The organism is Pseudoxanthomonas winnipegensis (genome assembly GCF_030322905.1).
GTDB lineage: Bacteria > Pseudomonadota > Gammaproteobacteria > Xanthomonadales > Xanthomonadaceae > Pseudoxanthomonas_A > Pseudoxanthomonas_A winnipegensis.
Genome location: NZ_CP095475.1, coordinates 1,041,991 through 1,062,549, shown reverse-complemented (window position 1 = coordinate 1,062,549; position 20,559 = coordinate 1,041,991). Strand labels below are relative to the sequence as shown.

Annotated in this window: 19 protein-coding genes and 2 pseudogenes; 9 read left to right on the top strand and 12 right to left on the bottom strand. The window is 63.9% G+C overall.

Annotated elements, in window-relative coordinates; translation table 11 throughout:
- Positions 1-2 precede the first annotated feature (2 nt).
- From trx-GI to MWN52_RS04540, 11 genes are all read right to left on the bottom strand, one after another.
- On the bottom strand, positions 3-443 hold the full coding sequence (gene trx-GI / locus MWN52_RS04590; RefSeq protein WP_012761376.1) for a heat resistance system thioredoxin Trx-GI: 441 nt from the start codon (positions 441-443) through the stop codon (positions 3-5).
- Positions 433-1,578 (bottom strand): hypothetical protein, encoded by a 1,146-nt coding sequence (locus MWN52_RS04585; protein ID WP_286576820.1) that lies wholly within the window; start codon positions 1,576-1,578, stop codon positions 433-435. The genes trx-GI and MWN52_RS04585 overlap by 11 nt, the downstream gene beginning before the upstream one ends.
- Before the next feature lie 79 nt (positions 1,579-1,657).
- Positions 1,658-2,269, bottom strand: a complete 612-nt coding sequence (hdeD-GI, locus tag MWN52_RS04580; RefSeq protein WP_111197259.1) for a heat resistance membrane protein HdeD-GI — start codon at positions 2,267-2,269, stop codon at positions 1,658-1,660.
- 96 nt (positions 2,270-2,365) lie between these two features.
- Positions 2,366-3,253, bottom strand: coding sequence for a heat resistance protein YfdX2 (yfdX2, locus tag MWN52_RS04575; RefSeq protein WP_286576818.1), 888 nt, complete (start codon positions 3,251-3,253; stop codon positions 2,366-2,368).
- A 102-nt stretch (positions 3,254-3,355) separates the two neighbouring features.
- Entirely contained in the window at positions 3,356-4,270 is a 915-nt protein-coding gene (yfdX1, locus tag MWN52_RS04570) for a heat resistance protein YfdX1 (protein WP_286576816.1), read from the bottom strand.
- A 22-nt stretch (positions 4,271-4,292) separates the two neighbouring features.
- Positions 4,293-4,751 carry a small heat shock protein sHSP20-GI gene (hsp20-GI, locus tag MWN52_RS04565; RefSeq protein ID WP_129323683.1) on the bottom strand — a complete coding sequence of 153 codons (459 nt, stop codon included), beginning with the start codon at positions 4,749-4,751 and terminating at the stop codon, positions 4,293-4,295.
- A gap of 78 nt (positions 4,752-4,829) precedes the next feature.
- Positions 4,830-6,659 carry an ATP-dependent zinc metalloprotease FtsH gene (gene ftsH / locus MWN52_RS04560; protein WP_286576812.1) on the bottom strand — a complete coding sequence of 610 codons (1,830 nt, stop codon included), beginning with the start codon at positions 6,657-6,659 and terminating at the stop codon, positions 4,830-4,832.
- A gap of 27 nt (positions 6,660-6,686) precedes the next feature.
- Positions 6,687-8,117, bottom strand: coding sequence for a cardiolipin synthase (gene cls, locus MWN52_RS04555; protein ID WP_286576811.1), 1,431 nt, complete (start codon positions 8,115-8,117; stop codon positions 6,687-6,689).
- 16 nt (positions 8,118-8,133) lie between these two features.
- The gene (clpK, locus tag MWN52_RS04550; RefSeq protein WP_286576810.1) at positions 8,134-10,983 is read right to left on the bottom strand and encodes a heat shock survival AAA family ATPase ClpK; all 2,850 of its coding nucleotides are present in this window, start codon (positions 10,981-10,983) and stop codon (positions 8,134-8,136) included.
- A 93-nt stretch (positions 10,984-11,076) separates the two neighbouring features.
- Complete coding sequence (locus MWN52_RS04545) at positions 11,077-11,646, bottom strand: Hsp20/alpha crystallin family protein (protein WP_124189403.1); 570 nt, start codon at positions 11,644-11,646, stop codon at positions 11,077-11,079.
- A 35-nt stretch (positions 11,647-11,681) separates the two neighbouring features.
- The gene (locus tag MWN52_RS04540; protein WP_012761384.1) at positions 11,682-11,963 is read right to left on the bottom strand and encodes a helix-turn-helix domain-containing protein; all 282 of its coding nucleotides are present in this window, start codon (positions 11,961-11,963) and stop codon (positions 11,682-11,684) included.
- A gap of 344 nt (positions 11,964-12,307) precedes the next feature.
- Between MWN52_RS04540 and MWN52_RS19600 the strand changes: the two are divergent.
- A pseudogene (locus MWN52_RS19600) lies at positions 12,308-12,541 on the top strand (IS110 family transposase); the annotation flags it as partial.
- Between the two features lie 121 nt (positions 12,542-12,662).
- Here MWN52_RS19600 and MWN52_RS04530 read toward each other — a convergent pair.
- Positions 12,663-13,092, bottom strand: a pseudogene (locus MWN52_RS04530) (transposase domain-containing protein); the annotation flags it as partial.
- Between the two features lie 139 nt (positions 13,093-13,231).
- Here MWN52_RS04530 and MWN52_RS04525 point away from each other — a divergent pair.
- The 8 genes from MWN52_RS04525 to MWN52_RS04490 all read left to right on the top strand — a co-directional run bounded on the left by MWN52_RS04525 (position 13,232) and on the right by MWN52_RS04490 (position 20,323).
- Positions 13,232-14,185 (top strand): LysR family transcriptional regulator, encoded by a 954-nt coding sequence (locus MWN52_RS04525; protein ID WP_052155790.1) that lies wholly within the window; start codon positions 13,232-13,234, stop codon positions 14,183-14,185.
- A gap of 439 nt (positions 14,186-14,624) precedes the next feature.
- Complete coding sequence (locus MWN52_RS04520) at positions 14,625-15,437, top strand: ATP-binding protein (RefSeq protein WP_286576803.1); 813 nt, start codon at positions 14,625-14,627, stop codon at positions 15,435-15,437.
- A 141-nt stretch (positions 15,438-15,578) separates the two neighbouring features.
- On the top strand, positions 15,579-15,797 hold the full coding sequence (locus MWN52_RS04515) for an AlpA family transcriptional regulator (protein ID WP_034050566.1): 219 nt from the start codon (positions 15,579-15,581) through the stop codon (positions 15,795-15,797).
- A 40-nt stretch (positions 15,798-15,837) separates the two neighbouring features.
- The gene (locus tag MWN52_RS04510) at positions 15,838-16,704 is read left to right on the top strand and encodes a ParA family protein (protein ID WP_034050658.1); all 867 of its coding nucleotides are present in this window, start codon (positions 15,838-15,840) and stop codon (positions 16,702-16,704) included.
- A complete protein-coding gene (locus MWN52_RS04505; RefSeq protein WP_286576799.1) occupies positions 16,688-16,924 on the top strand; it encodes a type II toxin-antitoxin system HicA family toxin in 237 nt (78 codons plus the stop codon). The genes MWN52_RS04510 and MWN52_RS04505 overlap by 17 nt, the downstream gene beginning before the upstream one ends.
- Entirely contained in the window at positions 16,917-18,557 is a 1,641-nt protein-coding gene (locus MWN52_RS04500; protein ID WP_286576797.1) for a ParB family protein, read from the top strand. Before MWN52_RS04505 ends, MWN52_RS04500 begins: the two co-directional genes overlap by 8 nt.
- A gap of 17 nt (positions 18,558-18,574) precedes the next feature.
- Positions 18,575-19,135, top strand: coding sequence for a DUF2857 domain-containing protein (locus tag MWN52_RS04495; protein ID WP_003141063.1), 561 nt, complete (start codon positions 18,575-18,577; stop codon positions 19,133-19,135).
- Positions 19,136-19,138: 3 nt separating this feature from the next.
- The gene (locus MWN52_RS04490; RefSeq protein WP_003141061.1) at positions 19,139-20,323 is read left to right on the top strand and encodes an STY4528 family pathogenicity island replication protein; all 1,185 of its coding nucleotides are present in this window, start codon (positions 19,139-19,141) and stop codon (positions 20,321-20,323) included.
- Positions 20,324-20,559: the final 236 nt, after the last annotated feature.

The window sequence follows — 20,559 nt, the reverse complement described above, 5'->3', positions numbered from 1 at the left end:
GGTCAGCGCCCCACCTGTGCAGATGCCCAGCGCACGATGTCCTGCGCGCCCAAGGCGCCAGCCTGACGCCCGATCTCCCGCCCACCCTGGAACAGGGCGAGCGTCGGAATGCTGCGGATGCCGAACTGCGCGGCCAGGTGGGGTTCTGCCTCGGTATTGACCTTGGCCAGCCTGACCCTGGGTTCGAGCTGGCGCGCCGCTTGCTGGAACTGCGGGGCCATCATCTTGCACGGCCCGCACCAAGGTGCCCAGAAATCGACCAACAGTGGCAGGTCGCTGCGCTCCACGTGGCGCGAGAACGTCGCCGTGGTCAACTCGATGGGTTCGCCCGTGAACAAGGGCTGCTGGCAGCGGCCGCAGTTGGGATGTTCCGATAGCTTCGCAGTCGGTACGCGGTTGATGGACTGGCAATGCGGACAGACGAGGTGAAGATCATTCTTCATGGTTCGCCTCCTTGGACCACAGTGAGGCTGCCGCGCTTCGGGTCACAGACAATGCCGACCAATCAACGCCTTGGAGCCAATCGTTCCCGTCTTTGCTTACTCCGGCCTCTTCCAGATGAGTAGCGATAAACGCTTCGGCCTGCATCAGCCACCTTTGGACAGTATCTTCCTTACTAGGAATCAGCAGGATTTCAGAGACGCTGCTGGCATCCAGCCCGTCCACACGGAGAAGCAGAAAAATGCGCCGCCACAAACGCGGCATGTCCTTCAGCAGGTCGAATGCAAAAGCGAACTCGCTCGACCGATCAACTAGCTCCTCCTGTTCCGCGATCGTTGCGGCATCGGGATGCTGACTGTCAGCGATGATATCGGCCAGCCTGAGTGTGTCATCGGGCTGATAAAATTCGAAGACTTCCTCTTCCACCATGGCCTCGGCGACGTCCTGGGCATCCGCTTCGACCGGCGCGTCCAGAGAAACGAATTCGCCAAATTGCCGGCTGTTTGCCACTTCGTGATCCAGGACGGCGAACAGATGCTTCAGAAGACCGAAGTAAGCGGCTTTTTCTTCCGGCACGGATTGCCATTCCACCTCAGCTTGGACAATCGCTTCATCCACCACGTCGCGCAGCGTCGGATAATCGCGCGGTAAATCGCCGACGGCACGCAGATAAGCCAGCTCACGCCTTGCGACAGCCTCAAGTTTCGACAGTAGAGGCATTCGGGTCACTTTGGCCTCATGGGCGGCTGACGCGGGTTTTGCGGCAATTCGCACCTTGAGCTCGCGCAAGCGCTCGCGTCGTGCTTTGCGCTTGATTTGGTCCTGAGCATGCAGCCGGTCAAAATGCTTCTTGGCCTGACGGAACAACGACTGTGCGAGCATCTGCGCGAGGGGCGTCAGCTCGTCATGTGATGCAGTGACGCTGACAATCTTTTTGCCGGGCAGGTGCATATAGCCACTGGCCAGAAATTGCCGCTTGGTCTTGTCGCGATCAAGGACGATTTGAAGTCGCACTGAATCTTTAGTGTGTTTGTCGAGCAATGGCTTGAGGGCGTGCTCGATCACATTTCCCAAAGCTCTCTGCCATGGTTCATGAAACTCTTTGTCGATAGCTCGATAGCTATATTGCATCTGCATGCATGACTCCTTTGATGTCATTTCTATGGAGGCACGAACCGAAAATGCTCATATCCATAGAATCTAGTTTGACCCGATCTTATCCCTGGCGCGTTTTGCGAAGACGCCAACTCAAGAACAAAAGCGTGACACCAGAGACTGCCGCATAGAAGCCCAACAGCCAGCCTGCGGCCAGGAATGACTCGACCGGACGGGAAAAAAATATCCACAAGACGATAGCGCCAAGGACAATCGAGAGCAGTCCACTGAAGGCAAGCCAGATTTCACCCTTGATTTCTTGACGCAGCCGAACGGCGGCGGATATCTCCAGCACACCGGTGAAAATCGCCCAGAACCCCACGCTAGCCCATAAAAAAGAAGCCATGACCATCGTGGCGACCCAAGGAGCAACCAGGACGACGACGCCGGTAAGTATGCCGACAATGCCGCTGAACAGCAGCCAGCCCCAGCGCTCTTTTTTCTGGATATGGCGCACCGCTGCAACCAAGTTGAAAGCGCCATTGACCAAGGAAAATGCGCCGAACACTAAGGTCATGGCCAACAGAGCCGATTGTGGCATCCAGAACGCAAGGGCTGCGAAAATCAATGCCAAGACACCGCGCAACGCAAAAATCCACCAATTTTCGGTCAATGAACACAGTGTTTTGGTGGGCTCATCCGCACTGGAATCGGTGATGGTATCTGTATTCATGCTATATCTCCTAAAGATCTAATGGGGTGAAAAAGCAAACACTCCTGAGCCAAGAGAGGGGCGCGACGCGCCCCTCTTACGCCCTATCCAGCGGTTTCAGAACAACTTGGACAGCTTTGCCTTGATTTCATCGAGCCAGCCTTTTCCGCCGCCTCCCCCAGCCGTCTTTTGCTTCACTTTCTTGACTTCAGCATACAGGGGCTCAAAGTCCTTCTTCTTTCCATAGCCCAGCATTTCTGCCATTTCCAACTGCTGCCGCGCTTCGTTCAATAATGTCTCCAGGCGCTCATTGGACGCTTCGCTCCGCTGACCATCTTCTACCAAGGTCTCGGCGCGCTTCAGGAGCAGCCTGGCGCGCAGGGCGGGCAGCGGATGCACGCTGCGCGTCTCGACCAGCGTGGTGAGCGCTGCCTGCAGCGCGGCTTTGGCTTCTTCAATCTTGCCCTGATCGATCAGCGGCACGACTGACTTCACGGCTGCGGGATAGGACGCCAGAGGGATGTTGGTGACCGCGATCACGATTTCACTGGCCAGCAAAGCCAGCACGTGACGTGCCTGTTGCACCTCGCCATGTTTGAGGGCATCCAGCGCCTCGTCGGTCATCGCCTCAATGGTTTCCGTGTTGGCGAACAAGTCGTGCACGATGGTGCGCACATCAACGGGGGCCAGGGCAAGCGTGGGTTCGCGCGCAACGATCAGCTCCAGCTTTCCCGTCACTTCGGCCAGCGTTGCCAATGCGCGTGCAGCGTCCTTGCCGTCAAGTGCGGCCAGCGCTGATTTGGTCAGCGCCAAGGCCGAGACGGCCTCATCGAGGACTTGTTTACGTTTGTCTGCAGCCTGCGAGTCCGTTTCCTTCTGAACCTCAGGCTGTACCTCCGTGACGACTTCAGGCTTGGCCTGTGGACTGACAGGAAGGCTGCTTACCGCGGCCTGTTCGTTTATTTCTTTGTTCGTCGCATTGGGATTTGATGTTTGCTCATTCATGATGATATGCCTCGTATGAGTTAGTGAAAATAGGCGAATCTATTGGGGCTGACTGCGAACATCGCGAGACTGACCGACCGAACAGTCGGCCCCTTCATCACCTCAAAACAGCTTTTGGAGGCGCGTCTTCAACTCGTCGAACCATCCCTTGCCGCTTTTGCCACCAGCCGACTTTTGCTCAATGGACTTCACATGATCGAAGATGGGTTTGAAATCCGCCTTCTTGCCATAACCCAGGATCTGCGCCATTTCGATCTCCGTGCGCACGGACGACAGCAAGGTGCTGAGCTCCTCGTTCTGCTTGGCATCGCGCTTGTCGGTCTCGGCCAGCTTTTCAGCTTTTGCCATCGCGGCTTCAGCCCGTAGCACGGGCAGAGGAAAGGCGACCGAGGTCACCACCAGCGTGTTCAGTGCGCGGGCGAGTTCCGCCTTGGCGTCGTCGATCTTGCCGCTGTCGATGAGCCGTGCGGCCGACTTGATCGCTGCCGGGTACGTTGCCATCGGCAGGTTGTCGGTTTCGATCACCATTTCGCTGGCCAGATTGGCGACGATGGGCCGGGCCTTTTGCACCTCGCCATCACCCAACAACTCCCGAGACAACTTGACCGCTTTCTTGACCGATTCCACGTCGGCGTGGATGTCATGGGTGATGACGCGTACATCGACGGGCGCCAAAGCAAGTTTTGGGTCACGCGCCAATACCAGTTCCAGCTTTCCGCTGGCCAGTTCCAGCGCAGCGAGCGCCTCCTTGGTCTTCTTTGCATCAAGGAGTGCCAAAGCCTCCTGGGTCTTGGTGAGCGCCGTGATGGCGTCCTGAGTGAGCTCAGCACGCTTTTTTTCGGCTTCCCGGGCGGCCTTGTCATCTACCTGTGGCTGCGCCGCCTTGGATGCGGCAGAGGGTGCTGCAGCACCTGGGCTAGAACCTGCCGCCGATTGGGCCTGGGCCGGTCCGCTCAGTCCGACGACGACCGCCAGGGCAAGTGCGGAGAAGGTTGATTGGGGCTGTTTGATATTCATGATCTGGGGCTCCTAATTAAAGTTAGTTGACTGAGATTTCAATCTGTTTCGGTTTGGCTTGCTCGGCCTTGACAAGCCGCACTTCCAGTGCGCCGTCTTTCATCGAAGCCGTCACCTTGGTCGGATCAACGTTGTCAGGCAAGACAAAGCTGCGCACAAAGCGGCCATACGCACGTTCGATGCGGTGGAACTTCTTGCCCTGCTCCTCTTTTTCCAGTTTGCGCTCGCCGCTGATGGTGAGCACGCCGTTTTCCGCGCTGACGCGCACGGCATCCTTGGGGACCTCCGGCAGATCCAGCTTGAGGAGGAATGCGTTCTCATCCTCGCTGATGTCCACCATTGGTACCCAGTCCGCCGTGGTCATGGCTTCGTTGCCGGTACGGGCGCCCTGTCGCTGGGGTGTCCGTCCCAACATCGTCGCCAGGCGGTTTTGCAATTCATCCAGTTCCCGGAAGGGGTCCCACGGAGTCAATGCAGACATATCGGTTCTCCTTGAACAATGCCGGCGAATTGGATGACGCACCGAACAGAGCCGCCGGCTCACTCTGAATAGCGCCTACTACTTTTCGTTTCCATCAAGAACAAGTCCTTGGGTCAATTGAAGGATGTCGTTCTCGTCGAGCGTTTCCCGCGCCAGCAGTTCGCGCGCACAACGCTCCAGCACCGCGCGGTTGGTGTCGAGGATCCGGTAGGCGCGCTCGAACACGCCCATCACGATGTCGCGGATGGCCTGATCGATGCGCGCCTGGGTCGATTCGGCCACCCGGCAGCCGCCGTGGGCCAGTTCTGGTGTATCGAGAAAGCGTGGCCGCTGCGCCTCGAAGGCGATGTAGCCCAGTCCTTCGTCCATGCCAAAGCGGGTGATCATGTCGCGGGCAACGTCGGTGGCTCGCGCCAGATCGTCTGCGGCACCAGTCGACAGTTCGCCAAACACCAACTTCTCTGCGGCGCGCCCGCCCAACAGTACGGCGATCTTGTGCTCCAGATCGGCGCGCGTCATCAGGAACCGGTCCTCGGTGGGGCGTTGCAGCGTGTAGCCCAGTGCGCCGATGCCGCGCGGAATGATCGATATCTTGTGTACCGGGTCTGTGCCTGGTAGCGCCAGCGCCACCAAGGCATGGCCCATCTCGTGATAGGCCACCGTCTCGCGCTCCTTCGGGTTGAGGACACGGTTGCGCTTCTCCAAGCCGGCGACGATGCGCTCGATCGCTGCAGTGAAGTCCTGCAGCTCGACCGCACGGGCTTTGCGCCGGGTGGCAGCCAGCGCCGCTTCGTTAACCAGGTTGGCTAGGTCGGCACCAGAAAAGCCGGTCGTCAACGCCGCGACTTGTTCGAGATCGACATCACTGGCCAGGGTAACCTTCTTGACGTGCACCTTCAGGATGTCCAGCCGTCCCTTCTTGTCGGGCCGGTCCACCAGCACCTGACGGTCGAAGCGACCGGCACGCAGCAGCGCCTGGTCGAGGATTTCGGGGCGGTTGGTGGCGGCGAGGATGATCAGCCCCACCGAGCTGTCGAAGCCGTCCATCTCGGTGAGCAGCTGGTTGAGCGTCTGCTCACGCTCGTCGTGGCCGCCGATGGGCCCGCCGACGCCGCGTGCGCGGCCCAGCGCGTCGAGTTCATCGATGAAGATGATGGCCGGCGCCTGCCCGCGCGCCTGCTCGAACAGGTCGCGCACCCGCGCCGCGCCCACGCCGACGAACATCTCGACGAACTCCGAGCCTGAGATGGAAAAGAACGGTACCCCGGCCTCGCCCGCCACGGCCTTGGCCAGCAGGGTCTTGCCCGTGCCGGGCGGGCCAACCAGCAACACACCTTTCGGGATGCGCGCGCCGAGGCGGCCGTAATCCTGCGGGTTCTTCAGGAAGTCGACGATTTCGACCAGCTCGGCCTTGGCCTCATCGACACCCGCGACATCGGCGAAGGTGACGCCCGTGTTCGTCTCCATGAACACCTTGGCGCGACTCTTGCCGATGCTCAGGAAGCCGCCCATGCCCTGCTTCTCGGCGAAGCGGCGGAACAGGAAAAACCAGACGCCGAAGAAGGCCACCGCCGGCAGAATCCAGGAGAGCACATCACGCAGCCAGGTGCTTTCCACCACCCGCGCATAGGGCACGTCGTACTTGGACAGCCGCTCGGCCAGGTCGGGTTCGACACGGGTGGCCACGATGGTGGTCTTGCCCCGGCTGTCCGGCGATTTCAGGCGCCCGGTCACCGTGCGGTCCGCCACCAGCACTTCGGCGACGCGCCCCTCGGCCAGCGCCTTCTCGAATTCGCTGTAGGGCACGGGCTCGACGGTCTTCGCCGCCTGCCAGTAGTTCTGCAGCGTCAGCAGCAACAGGCCGGCGACGATCCAGTAGCCAATGTTCCATTGATCTTTCTTTTCCATGGTCAATGTTCCTCGCAGGTCGTGTCGCTAGAGAATGGGGGTGAACAGACGGGCCACCCCGTCGCGCAAGCGGATGGCCAGCGGGCGGGCGCGCAACGCCATGGCCGATATCTCGTTCGATGCATCACGGGCGGCATCAAAAAGGGATTCCAGCCGCGTAGACAGCGCGGTGTCGTACACCTCCACATTGAACTCGAAGTTCAGGCGCAGGCTGCGCGCATCCCAATTGGCCGAACCAAGGCAGCACCACTGGCCGTCTATCAGCATCAGCTTGCTGTGGTCGAACGGGCCAGGCCGTTCGAAGATGCGCACACCGTGCTCCAGCACCTGCCAGTAGTGGGCGCGCGCGGCCCATTGCACCGTGGGATGGTCGCCGTTTGCGGGCGTCAGCACGTCGACGCGCACGCCGCGCAACGCGGCCGTGCTTAGCGCCGCGATCATCGGCTGATCGGGGACGAAGTAAGGTGTCCAGATGCGCACCGAATGCTTCGCGGCGCTCAAAGCGCCCATGAAGGTCCAGCGCATCCTGTCCAGGGCCTCATCGGGACCGGCCTCGATGCCGCGCGCCCAAGAGGTTCCTTGCTCATCAGCCGTTACGGGCGGTTCGCCCCAGTAACCCTTGCTGAGCCGCTCGCCCGTGGTATCGCACCAATCATCGGTGAAGCACCGCATCAGATGCGCAATCACCGGCCCGCGCAGACGAAAGTGCAAATCGTGACAGGCCTGGCCCGGCGCATCGGGCCGCCAATACGGGCTGAAGATGTTCATGCCGCCGGTGAAACCTGTCTCGCCATCGATCACCAGCAGCTTGCGGTGATTGCGCAGATGCGCGCCGTGCAGGCGCGCGGGAATCAACGTCGGGTTGAACGTCGCCGCCGGAACGCCGGCGCGCTGCAAGGCGCGGTAGGCGCTGCGGGGCGTCCAGCGGGCATACACGTCGTCGATCAGCACCCGCACTTGCACGCCGCGCTCATGAGCCCGGCGCAGCGCATCGACGAACTGCGCCCCGATGCCTTGGCTGTCGAAGATGTACGAGGCCAGGGCGACGCTGTACCGCGCCGATTCGATGGCGGCGAGCATGGCCGGGTAGGCCTGCTCGCCATCGACAAGCGGCTCGATGCGGTTGCCGCCGGTCAGCGACTGGCCGGTGGCGCGCCCCACCAGGTGGGCCAGACCGGCAAGCGGCGGCGATACAGCCTCGGGCATCGTGGGCGAGAGGTCCTGCCGAACAGCAGGATCTGCCCCCGGGAAGAGCCGCCGCGCCCGCCGCTGGTAACGGTTGATGCCGAACAGCCCATACAGCAGCGAACCGCCCAGCGGCAACAAGGCGATCAGCAGTACCCACAGCGTGGCCGATCGAGGGTCACGCTTGTAGATGACCGCGTGCCCTGCCGCCGAAATGGCGACCGCAAGCGACACGAGGGCGGCTGCCCATGTCAGCCCGTCGGGGTCGGACACGACAGCCTCCCATCGCTCAAGATTCGCCGCCCGCTGACTTCTTCTTGCGCGCAGGCTTGCTCGCGTCGCCAGGCGGTGCCTCGGCCACGTTCGCGGCATCGGGCTTTTCAGGCTCGGCCGGCTTCGCGGGTGGCTCCTGGCGCTCGAAGACCACCCGCTCGGCTTTGTCGTCCCAGCGAGCGCTGGCGTGATCGCCCTTGCCGATACCGCCACCCAACATCTCGCGCGCCAGTGCCGTCTCCAGCTCGCTGCGGATCAGCCGCTTGAGCTCACGCGCGCCGAACTCGGGCTTGTAGCCTTCCTCCGCGAAGTGATCGATCAAGGTCTGATCGAAGGTCAGCGTCACGCCCTGGCTGGCGGCGTTGCGGGCCACACGATCGAGCTGCAGGCCGACGATATGGCGGATCTCTTCCTTGCCCAGCGCATGGAAGACGATGATCTCGTCGATGCGGTTGAGGAACTCGGGGCGGAAGTGTCCGCGCAGCACGTCCATCACCTCGGACTTGGTCTTCTCGTATTCCTCTCCGGCGGCGCCACGGGCCTTCAGCCGACGCTGGATGATGTCCGAGCCCAAATTCGAGGTGGCGATGATGATGGTATTGGTGAAATCCACCACCCGGCCCTTGCCGTCGGTGAGCCGCCCGTCGTCGAACACCTGCAGCAGGATGTTGTAGACGTCGGGGTGAGCCTTCTCGATCTCGTCCAGCAGCAACACGCTGTAGGGTTTGCGCCGCACTTTCTCGGTGAGCTGCCCCCCCTCGTCATAGCCCACATAGCCCGGAGGCGCGCCCACCAGGCGTGCCACGGTATGGCGTTCACCGTACTCGGACATGTCGATGCGCAGCAGCGCACCTTCATCGCCATAGATCGACTCGGCCAGCGCCTTGGCGAGTTCGGTCTTGCCCACGCCCGTCGGCCCGAGGAACAGGAAGGTGGCCACCGGCTTGCCGCCTTCGCGCAGGCCCGCGCGCGACAACCGCACGGCATCGGCCACCGCGCGCACAGCTTCGTCCTGGCCCACCAGGCGCTCGTGCAGCCGCTGCTCCAGATGCAGCAGCTTCTCGCGTTCTTCCACCGTCAGCTCGTTGACCGGAATGCCGGTCAGGCGCGAGACGATCTGCGCGACATGCTCGGCCTTGACTTCGGCGCTGCCCGAGGCGCGCTCGCGTTCCCATTCCTCGACAAGCTTCTTGAGTTCGGCCTCTTTGGCCTCGATGTGCTTGCCCAGCTCGGCGGCCTTGTCGTACTGCTTGCGCGAAGCCACATAGTCCTGCTCACGCCGCAGCTGGTGCAGTTCGGACTCCAGCTCTTGCACCGCCACCGGGCGGGCCGTGGCCGACAGCTTCACGCGTGCGGCCGCCTGGTCGAGCAGGTCGATGGCCTTGTCAGGCAAAAAGCGCGCGGTGATGTAGCGGTCCGACAACTCGGCGGCGGCGATGATCGCATCCTCGGTGATGCTGACCTTGTGGTGCGCCTCGAAGGTGTCGCGCAGGCCGCGCAGGATCATCATGGTCTGCGCTACCGTCGGCTCGGGCACCATCACCGGCTGGAAGCGACGCTCCAGCGCGGCGTCCTTCTCGATGTACTTCTGATACTCGTTGAGCGTGGTGGCGCCGATCAGGTTCAGTTCGCCGCGCGCCATCATCGGCTTGAACACGTTGGCCACGTCCAGCCCGCCTTCGCCGCCACCCTGGCCTGCACCGACGATGGTGTGCACCTCGTCGATGAAGAGAATCAGCTCGCCCTGGTGCTCGGTCACTTCCTTGAGCACCTTCTGCACGCGCTCCTCGAACTCGCCGCGGTACTTGGCGCCGGCCACCATGGCATTGATGTTGAGTTCCACCAGGCGCTTGTCGCGCAGCGTCTCGGGCACTTCGCCGGCGACCATGCGCTGCGCCAGCCCTTCGACGATGGCGGTCTTGCCGACGCCGGGCTCGCCGATCAGCACCGGGTTGTTCTTCTTGCGCCGGGCCAGCACTTCGATGGTCGTCTCGATCTCCTGCGCGCGGCCGATGACCGGATCGAGCTTGCCCTCGCGCGCCATCTTGGTGAGGTCGCGCGAATACTTGTCGAGTTCCGGCGTGTTGGTCGGCGTCTCGGCGCGGCCATCCTCGGCCCCTTTGCCGACCACCTTGCTTACCTGCTGGCGCAGCGCTTGCGGCGTGAGGCCGTAACGGCGCAGCAGGTTGGCCGCCAAACCTTCGCCTTCCTCGGCGAGCCCGATCAGGAAATGCTCCGGCCCGACATAAGAGTGGCCGAGTTCGTTGGAGGCCACGAAAGCACGGCTGAGCGCGTCCTTGACCCGGGGCGACACGCCGATCTCGCCCTCGAACGGCTTGTCGCCGCGCTTGGCTTCGGATTCGATCTGGCGCTTGAGGTCATCGACCTTGATCTTGAACTGCCCCAGGATGGTCTTGACCACGTCGCTGTCGGATAGCGCCAGCAGCAGGTGTTCGGTATCGACTTCGGCGCGCCCGAACTCTGCAGCGTGTCGGGCGGCCTCCTGCAACAGGGCCTCGGACTGTTCGCTGATACGGCTGGCGAGCCCACTGCCGCGACGGCGCGCGGTGCCCGTACCGGCCGGGGCGGGTTCGCCGAACGAGGCATCGACGACCTCGTCGGTATCGGCCGCCATGGACGGTGCGTCGTCACCGATGCGGAAGAAGTCGCTGCCAAGAAAGTCTTCGAACAGCCCGCTGCGCGAGCCGAACAAGGCTTCCAGCGGTGAGACGGTGCGCTTTTGCTGGCGCGCCAGTTGGCGATAGTGATCGTCACACAACAGCATGGTGCTGTGGCGACCATTGAGATTGGCTTCCACCCGCACCGTGGCGGGCTGGCCGCAGACTTGGCATTGTTTTCTGGCCATGCTGATGCTCCTGTAAAGATTGATCTGACGAGGCACCGCCGATCACGGTGCCTCATCTCTTTGTGGTTTTTGAGAAAAACGCGCTGCCCCGCGTCAGCCGTTGATCGGGATCGAGCGGCCCTGCTTGGGCGTACTGGCCTCGCGCTTTTCCATCGTGATCGTGAGTACGCCGTTCTTGAAAGCGGCCTTGATCGTGTCCTGGTTGGCATCGGCCGGCAGGTTCAGAGCGCGCTGAAAGCTGCCGTAGGAGCGCTCCACACGGTGGAAACCGCCGTCTTTCGTTTCCTGCTCCTGACGCTTTTCACCGCGAACCAGCAGCACGTCGTTGTCGAGCGTGATCTGGATGTCTTTTTCCTCGACGCCGGGCACTTCCAGGGCGATCTTGTACTGCTTGTCGGTCTCCTGGATGTCCAGCGCCGGCTTCAGCAGGCCCGGCCAGTCCGACGGCCAGCGTGGCATGGCCAGCGCCGGAAAGCCGAAGCCTCGAAACGTGTCGTCGAAGAGGCGGTCGATCTCGCGGTGCAATTGCAGGATGGGACTGACGGGCCCACCCGCCACCGGCAGGTCATTGCGCTGCACCGGCAGCGAGGCAGTGCTCTGTTGTTCTTCCTGCTCCTTCTTGAACCAGTTCCAGGGAGCCAATTTCTTGAAATCAATGTCCATGTCACACCTCCAGAAGAAAAATTGAAGACTCTCGCTCACTCCGTTTGCCTGCGGCGACGGACAGCGCGCCCAGACGACACGGAGTGTTCCGCTGACTTTGGCTGCTCATCTGTGCGTATCACCTCCTTCTTTCTGCCTGCTTGGATCTGATCATTGATCCATCGATCGATTTCACTTTGACGAAACCGCCACGTCCCGCCGACCTTGAAGGCCGGAATCTCCCCGTGCGAGGCGAGCCGGTAAAGCGTCCGCTTGCCGACTTTCAAGTAGGCAGCCAACTCGTCGAGTGTGAAGATCGCCTGCTGGCGCGCTGTCATACCACCCCCACAAGTTCCGTCGTCACGCGGCCTCGCTCGAGGAAATTCTTGCAAGACTTTGCAAGATATTGTGCCCAACATGCCGAAAGTCAAGAGTCAACATCCAGCGATCTGCTGGCCGATTGATGTGACTCAATCGTAAGCAGCCAGGAAACAAATGTTGGCTGCCACCGCGATGGTGCTCCCCAAGTCATCAATCTGCAGCCATGTGAAAGGGGAAGTCCATAAACGAGATTGCCCGAGTCGGGGTGGATCTGGCCAAGCGGGTTATCTAGGTGCATGCGGTGGATGCGCGCGTGGTGGTTGCCAAGGCGCTGGCCGCTGACAAGTTTGCGGCCTGGTGCGCGCAGCTGCCTCCCGGCTGCCTGGTGGCCCTGGAGGCCTGCGGCGGTGCGCATCACTGGGCACGCAAGCTGCGCGGCTATGGGCTGGATGCGCGGCTGATTGCAGGCCACTTCGTCACGCCCTACCGCATGGCCGGCAAGGGACGCAAAAACGGTGCGGCCGATGCCGCAGCGATCTGCGAGGCGGCAACCCGCCCGCACATGCGCTTCGTGCCGGTGAAGCCGCCGGCGCAGACGCTGCTGACCAGCCATCAGCTACGCAAACCTCCCGATTCACTCACGCAGCTGATTCCTGCTTGCCTAGGGACGACCGTGTAAGCGGCAGATGGTCGGAGTCCTTTGCGACCAGCACCTACGCGAGCAGCCCGGAGGTGGGGATGCCCTTGGCGATGATCTCCGCCGGGACCGGCGCCTGGGTCAGCGTTCGGCACCTGTGCGCAGGTCCACTTGCCGCGGATGTGGCACTCGACCGTGAACACGCCCGGCGTGTAGTCCAGCTTCTCACTGATGCGCTTGAGCGCACAGCCGCACGCGCAGCGGGTGTTCTCGGGCTCGTGGTGGCAGTCCACGCGCGGCAGGTCCGCCGGCAAGGCGGTGCGCTTAGGCATCGCGCCAGGCGTAGCCGGCGGCTTCTTCTTGCCCAGCAGTTCCTGGAGCTGCGCCTCAGCCGCGGCAAGGTCGGCGTCCAGAGCCTCGTCGAACAGCGCGCGTTGTTCGGCATCGAGCTGCTCGCTCTTCTTGCCGAACTTCAGGCGTCGCAGCTGGGCGATCTCGAACGAGAGCTTCGCCGTAGGCGCTGACATGGGCGAAAAGCATCCGAGCATCACCCCCCAGGATGGCTCTCATCTCGATACAGAGGTGAATCCTCCGCACTATTCGGCTCCCTACGATGATATGGACTGATCACATCGGTAGGGAGAAAGCATGAACTTACGCCATCTTCGCTGCTTCATCGCCGTAGCCGAGGAACTGCACTTCGGCCGGGCTGCTCGACGGCTGCACATCGAACAGTCTCCACTGTCGCGCACGATCCGCCAGATGGAGGCGGATTTAGGGGTGCCGCTGCTCAACCGCTTGCCACGCAGTGTTCGTCTCACACCGGCGGGACAGGTCTTCCTCGAAGAAGCCCGGCGCGTACTGCTGGCCTTCGAGCAAGCGCAGACCAAGGCACGCGCCGCAGCGAACCAGCGGGACACGCTGCGCATCGCACTATATGGTGACATGGGGCAGGCCCGCTTGTCGGCGTTGCTTGCGCTTTGCCGCGAGGAGGCACCACAGGTCGGCATTCGGATATTTGAAACGCCACTGGCGCAGTTGGTGACTGGACTGCGCAACGACTTGTATGACGCAGGTTTTGCATTGGCTGGTGAAATGGACGCCGGCATCGTCGCCATGCCGGTGTGGCGAGACCCGCTGGTGGTGGCTTTGCCCGCCAGGCATCCGCTGCTGGCTTTCAAGGAAGTGCCGCTGGAGGAAGTGGCGAGCTATCCGCTGGTGCTGTGCGATCCCCAGGTATGCGAAGGTTGCAGCCGGCAGCGCGAACGGCTGCTCCGCACGGTGGATGCGCAGCCGACGGTAGCCGAGTACGTCAAGACCCATTCCCTGATGCTGGCCCTCGTGGCCGCCGGCTACGGCGTGGGCTTTTCGAGCGCGGCGCATCTGGCGGGTTGCCATCAGGCCGATGTCGTCGTGCGGCCGCTGGCCGACGAGACCGCTTCGCTGACGACCTATCTACTGCGACCCGATGGCGAAATCATGGAGCCGCTGCGGCAGTTCATCGACCGCGTGGAGCGTGTCGGACGCCCGCAAGGCACCGATCAACGCCGATGTGACGCGGGGATTTTGGACGGTACGATTCCCTTTCGGTCTGGACCTTGACCCGCATTGCATCGGCGGCCGACCTTTTGCGTCACGGGAATGGATGGCGAATCGGGCCTATCCACCCGGCATCAAGCAAGGCACCTTCAAGCTGTCGAGGTCACTGCAGTGACGCAGAACGCATGAGCCCTTGCTGGATGCAAACCGGCTCAGCCGGAAGTCGCATTGGCGCTTTACCCCGCCCGTATTCCTACGAAAACTTTGCCCTGGTTTTCCGGTAAAGCGCGGCATCCCTTCCTGATCGAACTTGGATGCGCGGCTTTTCAGACCGTTGCGCCGGTAACAAGATTTTTCGCAGGTGCATTATGGTTGAGGTGTAGCGGGCACCGCAAGGAGGTTTGCCCCCTGCGTAACGCTCGGCGACATCGCCGCACCCAACGTCCACCACGATGCCGACCGGCTCGCGCTTCATCGGGTTCTTTGGGCAATCGCTGCGCCCATGTGGGCCGCGCGCGCTTGCCATGTGTCGATCCGACGATGGGAAGAGCGCGATATGCCGAAATCGAGCAGCCACGCCTTTGGCGCAAAGACGTACTACCGACCGATCGAGGCGGCCGTCCGCTGGTGCGGTCTCCTGCGCTTCGAGCAGCGTATTCTGGAAGCGCTGGAGCAGCGTGCCATGCCGGAGCCCGGCGAATTCCCGCGCTGGCCGCTGCTGCGCCTGTATGCCGAGCGCATCTTCGACGCGCTGACGCATGGCGAATTGCCCGGTGGCAAGGCCGGCATCGTGCTGGACTCGCAGCGGCCGGCGCTCGACGACCCCGAGTTGACCGTGCGCCACGTGGACTTGAAAGCGTGGATGTCGCAGTTCTACCCCGGCGATCGGCCGGGGTTTTTGTTTGACGGCATCGAACGCGCGGTGCATCCGGCGGTGAGCGTGGACACGCTCAACATTCTGCTGGCCGATCGCGAAGCAGCGAAGTCGCAACTTGCCGAACTTGCCCTGGTGCATGAAGCGCTGCGCACCGCGCACGAAGCACTGGCGAAGGAACATGCCACGCGCGCGGCCAACGACGAACAGGCGCGCGAGCCTGGCCTGCGCAGCGAGACGACTTACCTCAACATCATCGGCGGACTGCTGACGCTGCTGCTGGGCAATTCGCCGTCAGGCGCAGCCTATTCGTCGTTCCGCAGCATGGATGCCGTGGTCAGCGCGCTGATCGCACACCATGAGGGGCGGCCGGGTCTCAGCGAGCGGACGCTGTGGAGCAAGCTCGCGCAGGCGCGGCGCCACCTGGAGGCGTCGCGCTGACGACGCGGCCAGCATGATGCCGATGCGGCGCACTGCAATTGCAGTCGCTGCTTCTGCAATTGCAGTGATTTCGGCGACCGCGGTGTATTGAATACGAGGCACTTTCCGAACAGCGCCAGTGAGCGTCAAGGAGTGTCTCTCATGTCTTCGCAGACCACCGCGCCGGCAGTTCCGGCCGAGCATCGCATCCTGCGTCGCGCCGAAGTCGAGGCCAAAACCGGCTTCAAGCGCGCGCACATCTACAGCCTGATGAAAGAAGGCAAGTTCCCGAAGGCGCTGCGCTTGGGCGTGCGCGCCGTGGGCTGGGACTCGGCGGAGGTCGAGCAATGGATCGCCGATCGCCTCAAAGAACGCGCCTGACGCTTCTTCTCGGTTCATGCCATTCGACGAGGAGAAGCTCATGCAGGTGGTGTCCATCATTTCGACCAAGGGCGGCGTGGGCAAGACCACGACGGCGGCCAACCTGGGCGGCTTCATCGCCGATGCCGGGCTGCGCGTGCTGCTGCTGGATCTGGACGTGCAGCCCACGCTGTCGAGCTACTTCACGCTGGACGTGCGCGCGCCCGGCGGCATCTACGAGATGCTGGCCTTCAACGAGCGGCGCATCGAGCAACTGGTGTCGCGCACCGCGATCGCGGGCCTGGACCTGGTGCTCTCCAACGACGACCGCGGCGAACTGAACACGCTGCTGCTGCACGCTCCGGATGGGCGCCTGCGACTGCGCCATCTGCTTCCCGTCTTCCGCACGCACTATGACTTGCTGTTGATCGACACGCAGGGCGCGCGCAGCGTGCTGCTGGAGATGGCGGTGCTGGCGTCCGACCTGGCGCTGTCACCGGTGACGCCGGAGATTCTGGCCGCGCGCGAACTGCGCCGCGGCACACTGCAACTGATCGAGGACATCGCGCCGTATCGCCACCTGGGCATCGAGCCGCCGCCGCTGCGCCTGCTCATCAACCGTGTGCATCCGGTGTCGTCGAACGCGCGGCTGGTCCAGCAGGCGCTGCGACAGGTGTTCCAGGAACAGGCCGGCGTGCAGGTGCTGGACACCGACGTGCCGGCCATCGAAGCCTATCCGCGCGCTGCGACACGAGGATTGCCGGTGCATCGGGTGGAGTACCGGCGGCCAGCTGGGCGCACGGCGCCCGCGGCGCTGGACACCATGCGCACGCTGGCCGGCGAGCTGTTCCCCGCGTGGCGGGAGCGCTTCGCGCTGGTCACCGGCCGGGCCGATGCGGGAGGGGCCAGCCATGGCGAGCGCACGTGAACTGGCGCGCGGCCGTGAACGGCTGCGCGCGCTGATCGAGTTCGCGCTGGGCGAAGGCTGGCGCGTGGTGCGCACGTCCGGCGGGCACCTGAAATTCACGAAACCAGGCTGCGCGTCGATCTACACCAGTTCGACTGCGAGCGACCACCGTGCCGACCGCAATGCCCGCGCGCAACTTCGCCGCGCCGACCGGCAGGCGCAGGAGAACGGCCGTGGCTGAGCTGACGCCGCAGGACATGGCTGCCAAGCTGCTGGCCACCGGCTTCGAGCGCAGCGGCCCTTCGGCCGCGACCTTGAGCGACCCCATCGCCGACACGCCGATGGTGGTGACGCTGGACCAGTTGCGGCCCTACGACCACGACCCGCGCGTGACGCGCAACCCGGCCTATGCGGAGATCAAGGCGTCCATCCGCGAACGCGGGCTGGACGCGCCCCCCGCGATCACGCGCAGGCCGGGCGAGGCGCACTACATCATTCGCAACGGCGGCAACACGCGGCTGGCGATCCTGCGCGAGTTGTGGAGCGAGACCAAGGAGGAGCGCTTCTTCCGCATTGCGTGCCTGTTCCGCCCGTGGCCGGCGCGCGGCGAAATCGTGGCGCTGACCGGGCATCTGGCCGAGAACGAGCTGCGCGGCGGGCTGACCTTCATCGAGCGGGCCTTGGGCATCGAGAAGGCGCGCGAGTTCTACGAGCAGGAAAGCGGCCAGGCGCTGTCGCAGAGCGAACTCGCGCGGCGGCTGACGGCCGACGGCTATCCGGTGCCGCAGTCACACATCAGCCGCATGAACGATGCGGTGCGCTATCTGCTGCCGGCGATCCCGACGCTGCTGTACGGCGGATTGGGCCGGCATCAGGTGGACCGGCTCGCAGTGCTGCGCAAGGCGTGCGAGCGCACCTGGGAGCGGCGTGCGCTGGGCCGCACCGTGGCCGTGGACTTCGCCTCGTTGTTTCAGGACGTGCTGACGCAGTTCGACACACAGCCGGACGACTTCTCGCCGCAGCGGGTGCAGGACGAGCTGGTCGGCCAGATGGCCGAGCTGCTGGAGGCGGACTACGACACGCTGGCGCTGGAGATCAACGACAGCGAAAACCGCCAGCGTGCGCTGACCAGCGAACCGGCGGCGCCTGTCGTGCCTGCTGGTCCTCCCCCGCCGGTCTCCGCGCCTCAGCAGCCACCCGCCTCGTCCGTGCCGCGCGACACCACGCCGGTCGCGCCTTCGGCGCCAGCAGCGACACCGCCTGCACCGCTCGAAGCGCCGGAGGACCAACACGGGCAACGCGACGAGCGCCTGCAAGGGCACATCGTGACACCGGCACCGACCACCGAGCGCCTGCAGTCCATCCAGCGGATGGTCGCGGACCAGCTCGGCGACAAGCTGCCCGACTTCGAGGCCGATGCGCTGCGTGCGATCCCCGTGCAGGCGGGCGGGCTCTATCCCATCTCGGACGTCTGGTACGTCGAGCCGGGGCTGGACGTGCCGGATCGCCTGCGCGTGCACATCGCGCAGTTCGCGCGCGAGATCGGCGAGGAAGCGGCGGTCGCCGACCACATCGAGGCCAGCGTCGGCGGCATCGGCTTCGTCTGCGTGGCACCGGCCGTGGGCCAGGCGAAGGCGCTGCCGGCGTTCGCGCGGGCGGTGCTGACCCTGCTGCATGTGCTGAGTGCGGCTCCGCCCTCCGCGAACGGATTGGACCGCGCGCGGCTGGCCGACGAGCTGGCGGCGCTGCTGCATGGCCACGGCGGCTCGGCCACACGCCTGAGCGATGCTGCGCTGGTGAAGCTGTTCCGTCTGCTGCGCCTGGCGCGCCGGCTGCTGGATCTGGAAGCCGGCGTAGCGAGCCAGGATTCCTGAGCGCAGGAGGCTCCCGCATGTCGGCACCGCACCCACTCAACCAGGCCGTGATCGCCCAGGCCCTGCATGACCTGCGCAACGGCCAGTTGCGCCGCTGCAAGGCCATGGGCTTCGGCGAGGAGGAGCTGGATGCGCTGAAGCACCCCGAACTCGTGAGCATGCTGGTGAATGCCACGGTGTCGTGGTGTTCGGTGTCGGTGAACCGGGAAGTGTTGAAGCGGCTGCTGAGCCAGGTGCACGACGTGGAGCGGGAGATCGCCACGGTGGACCGCATGCTGCGCCTGGGGGCGAGCACGGAGATGGTCAGCAAGTTCTACGGCCTCACGCATCAGGAAGTGGCGCTGCGCCGCGACATCCTCGGGCTGCCCAAGCGCAAGGGCCGGCATCCGGTGCTCGACGAGGCGCAGGACGTGGCCTTGTGGGAGCGCTGGAAGGCCGGCGTCTCCGAGCGCCATATCGCCCTGACCGACGACATGGCGATGCTGGCGCTGACCATGGATCTGGCCGAGGCGCTGAGCCTGCCGATGTCGGTGGTGTGGGCGGCGATACGCAACTGGATCGACCAGGGGCTGGTGTAGGCCATGACCACGGGTGGCGCACCACGGCGCGAAGGCCCGGTTGCGCTGTCGGCGTTGTTCGACGAGGCGCTGCGGCACCTTGAGCCGAAGGAACCGGCGCAGGGCACGGCGCCGAGCCAGGACGGCTTTCTCTACAGCGGCAACCGCCATGAGAGCGTGCCGCGCCGACTGTTCCTCGACCGGCGCCTGACCCCGCTGGAACGCAACGCCTGGCAGGTGTTCCGCCTGCAGCTCAACGACGACGGCGTGACCGCCTTTCCCACCTACGACCAGCTCCGCCCATATCTGGCGTCCATGCCCTGTGCGGCGCAAGCCTCGCACGAGACCGTGGCGCGCGCCTTGACGCTGCTGCGGCTGACGCGCTGGCTCAGCCTGGTGCGGCGGCGGCGCGATCCCAAGACCGGCCGCATCCAGGGGAACCTCTACGTGCTGCACGACGAACCGCTGTCGCCCTTCGAGGCGATGCAGCTCGACCCCGACTATCTGGGCCTGGTGAGCCAAGCGCTCACGCACGCGGCGAAGGCGGTGCAGGTCGTGGGCATGAACACGCTGCGGGAGATCGCCGAAGACCCGCTGCTCAGCGGGCGCACGCTGCCGACCCGCCTGCAGGTGCTCGCGCAGCGCATGGCACGGCATGGCTGGACGACGCCAGGTTATCCACAGGAGGGTGCGGACCACGAATCCGAAGAAGGCCAGGAAGCCCTGCTTCGGAATGGCGCGCGCCCGTCTTCGGAATCCGAAGCAGGGCCGAAACCCGCGCCGGACGGCTCTCTTCGGATTCCGAAGGAGGACCGTACAGTACGTAATGATCGTATAAATGAAGTACGTACAGTACCGCGCGCGAGGGCCTTGCAGAACCTGCGGCTGCCCGAGCGTTTCCTGCGCTTGAAGGACGAGCAGCAGGCCGGCGCGCTGGTGGCGCTGCAGCAGGTGGACGAGGCGCAGAGGCAGGCCGTTCTCGACGAGTGGGCGGCACGCTGCCACAACAGCGCGGTACGCAACCCGGCCGGCTACCTGTTTGGCATCATCCAGAAGGCGATCCGCGGGGAGTTCAAGGCCTGGGCCGGAGAAAGTGCATCGGCGGCGCCAGCGTCCCCGCCGTCGTCACCACCGGCATCCCGTGCGGCTGACCCCGAGGTGGCACGTGCCTACCTGGCACAGCTCCGAGAAGCCTTGCGTGATCGCTGATGTTGACTATACCCAGGGGATAGCTGGAACAGACACCTTTCCGCCGCGCTCAATTGTCGTCCGCCGAACGACAGGCGAAACTGTCGCCTGTGAATCAGACGAGGACAGCCACGCACGAGCCCGGCCGATGATGGACATGACGACTTCCCCCGTCACAAACGTACTGCAACCACTGCAGCGAGACGTTCAGCGCTTGCTGGGCAGATGCCTGTTGCGCCTTCAACAATACGAGCGCC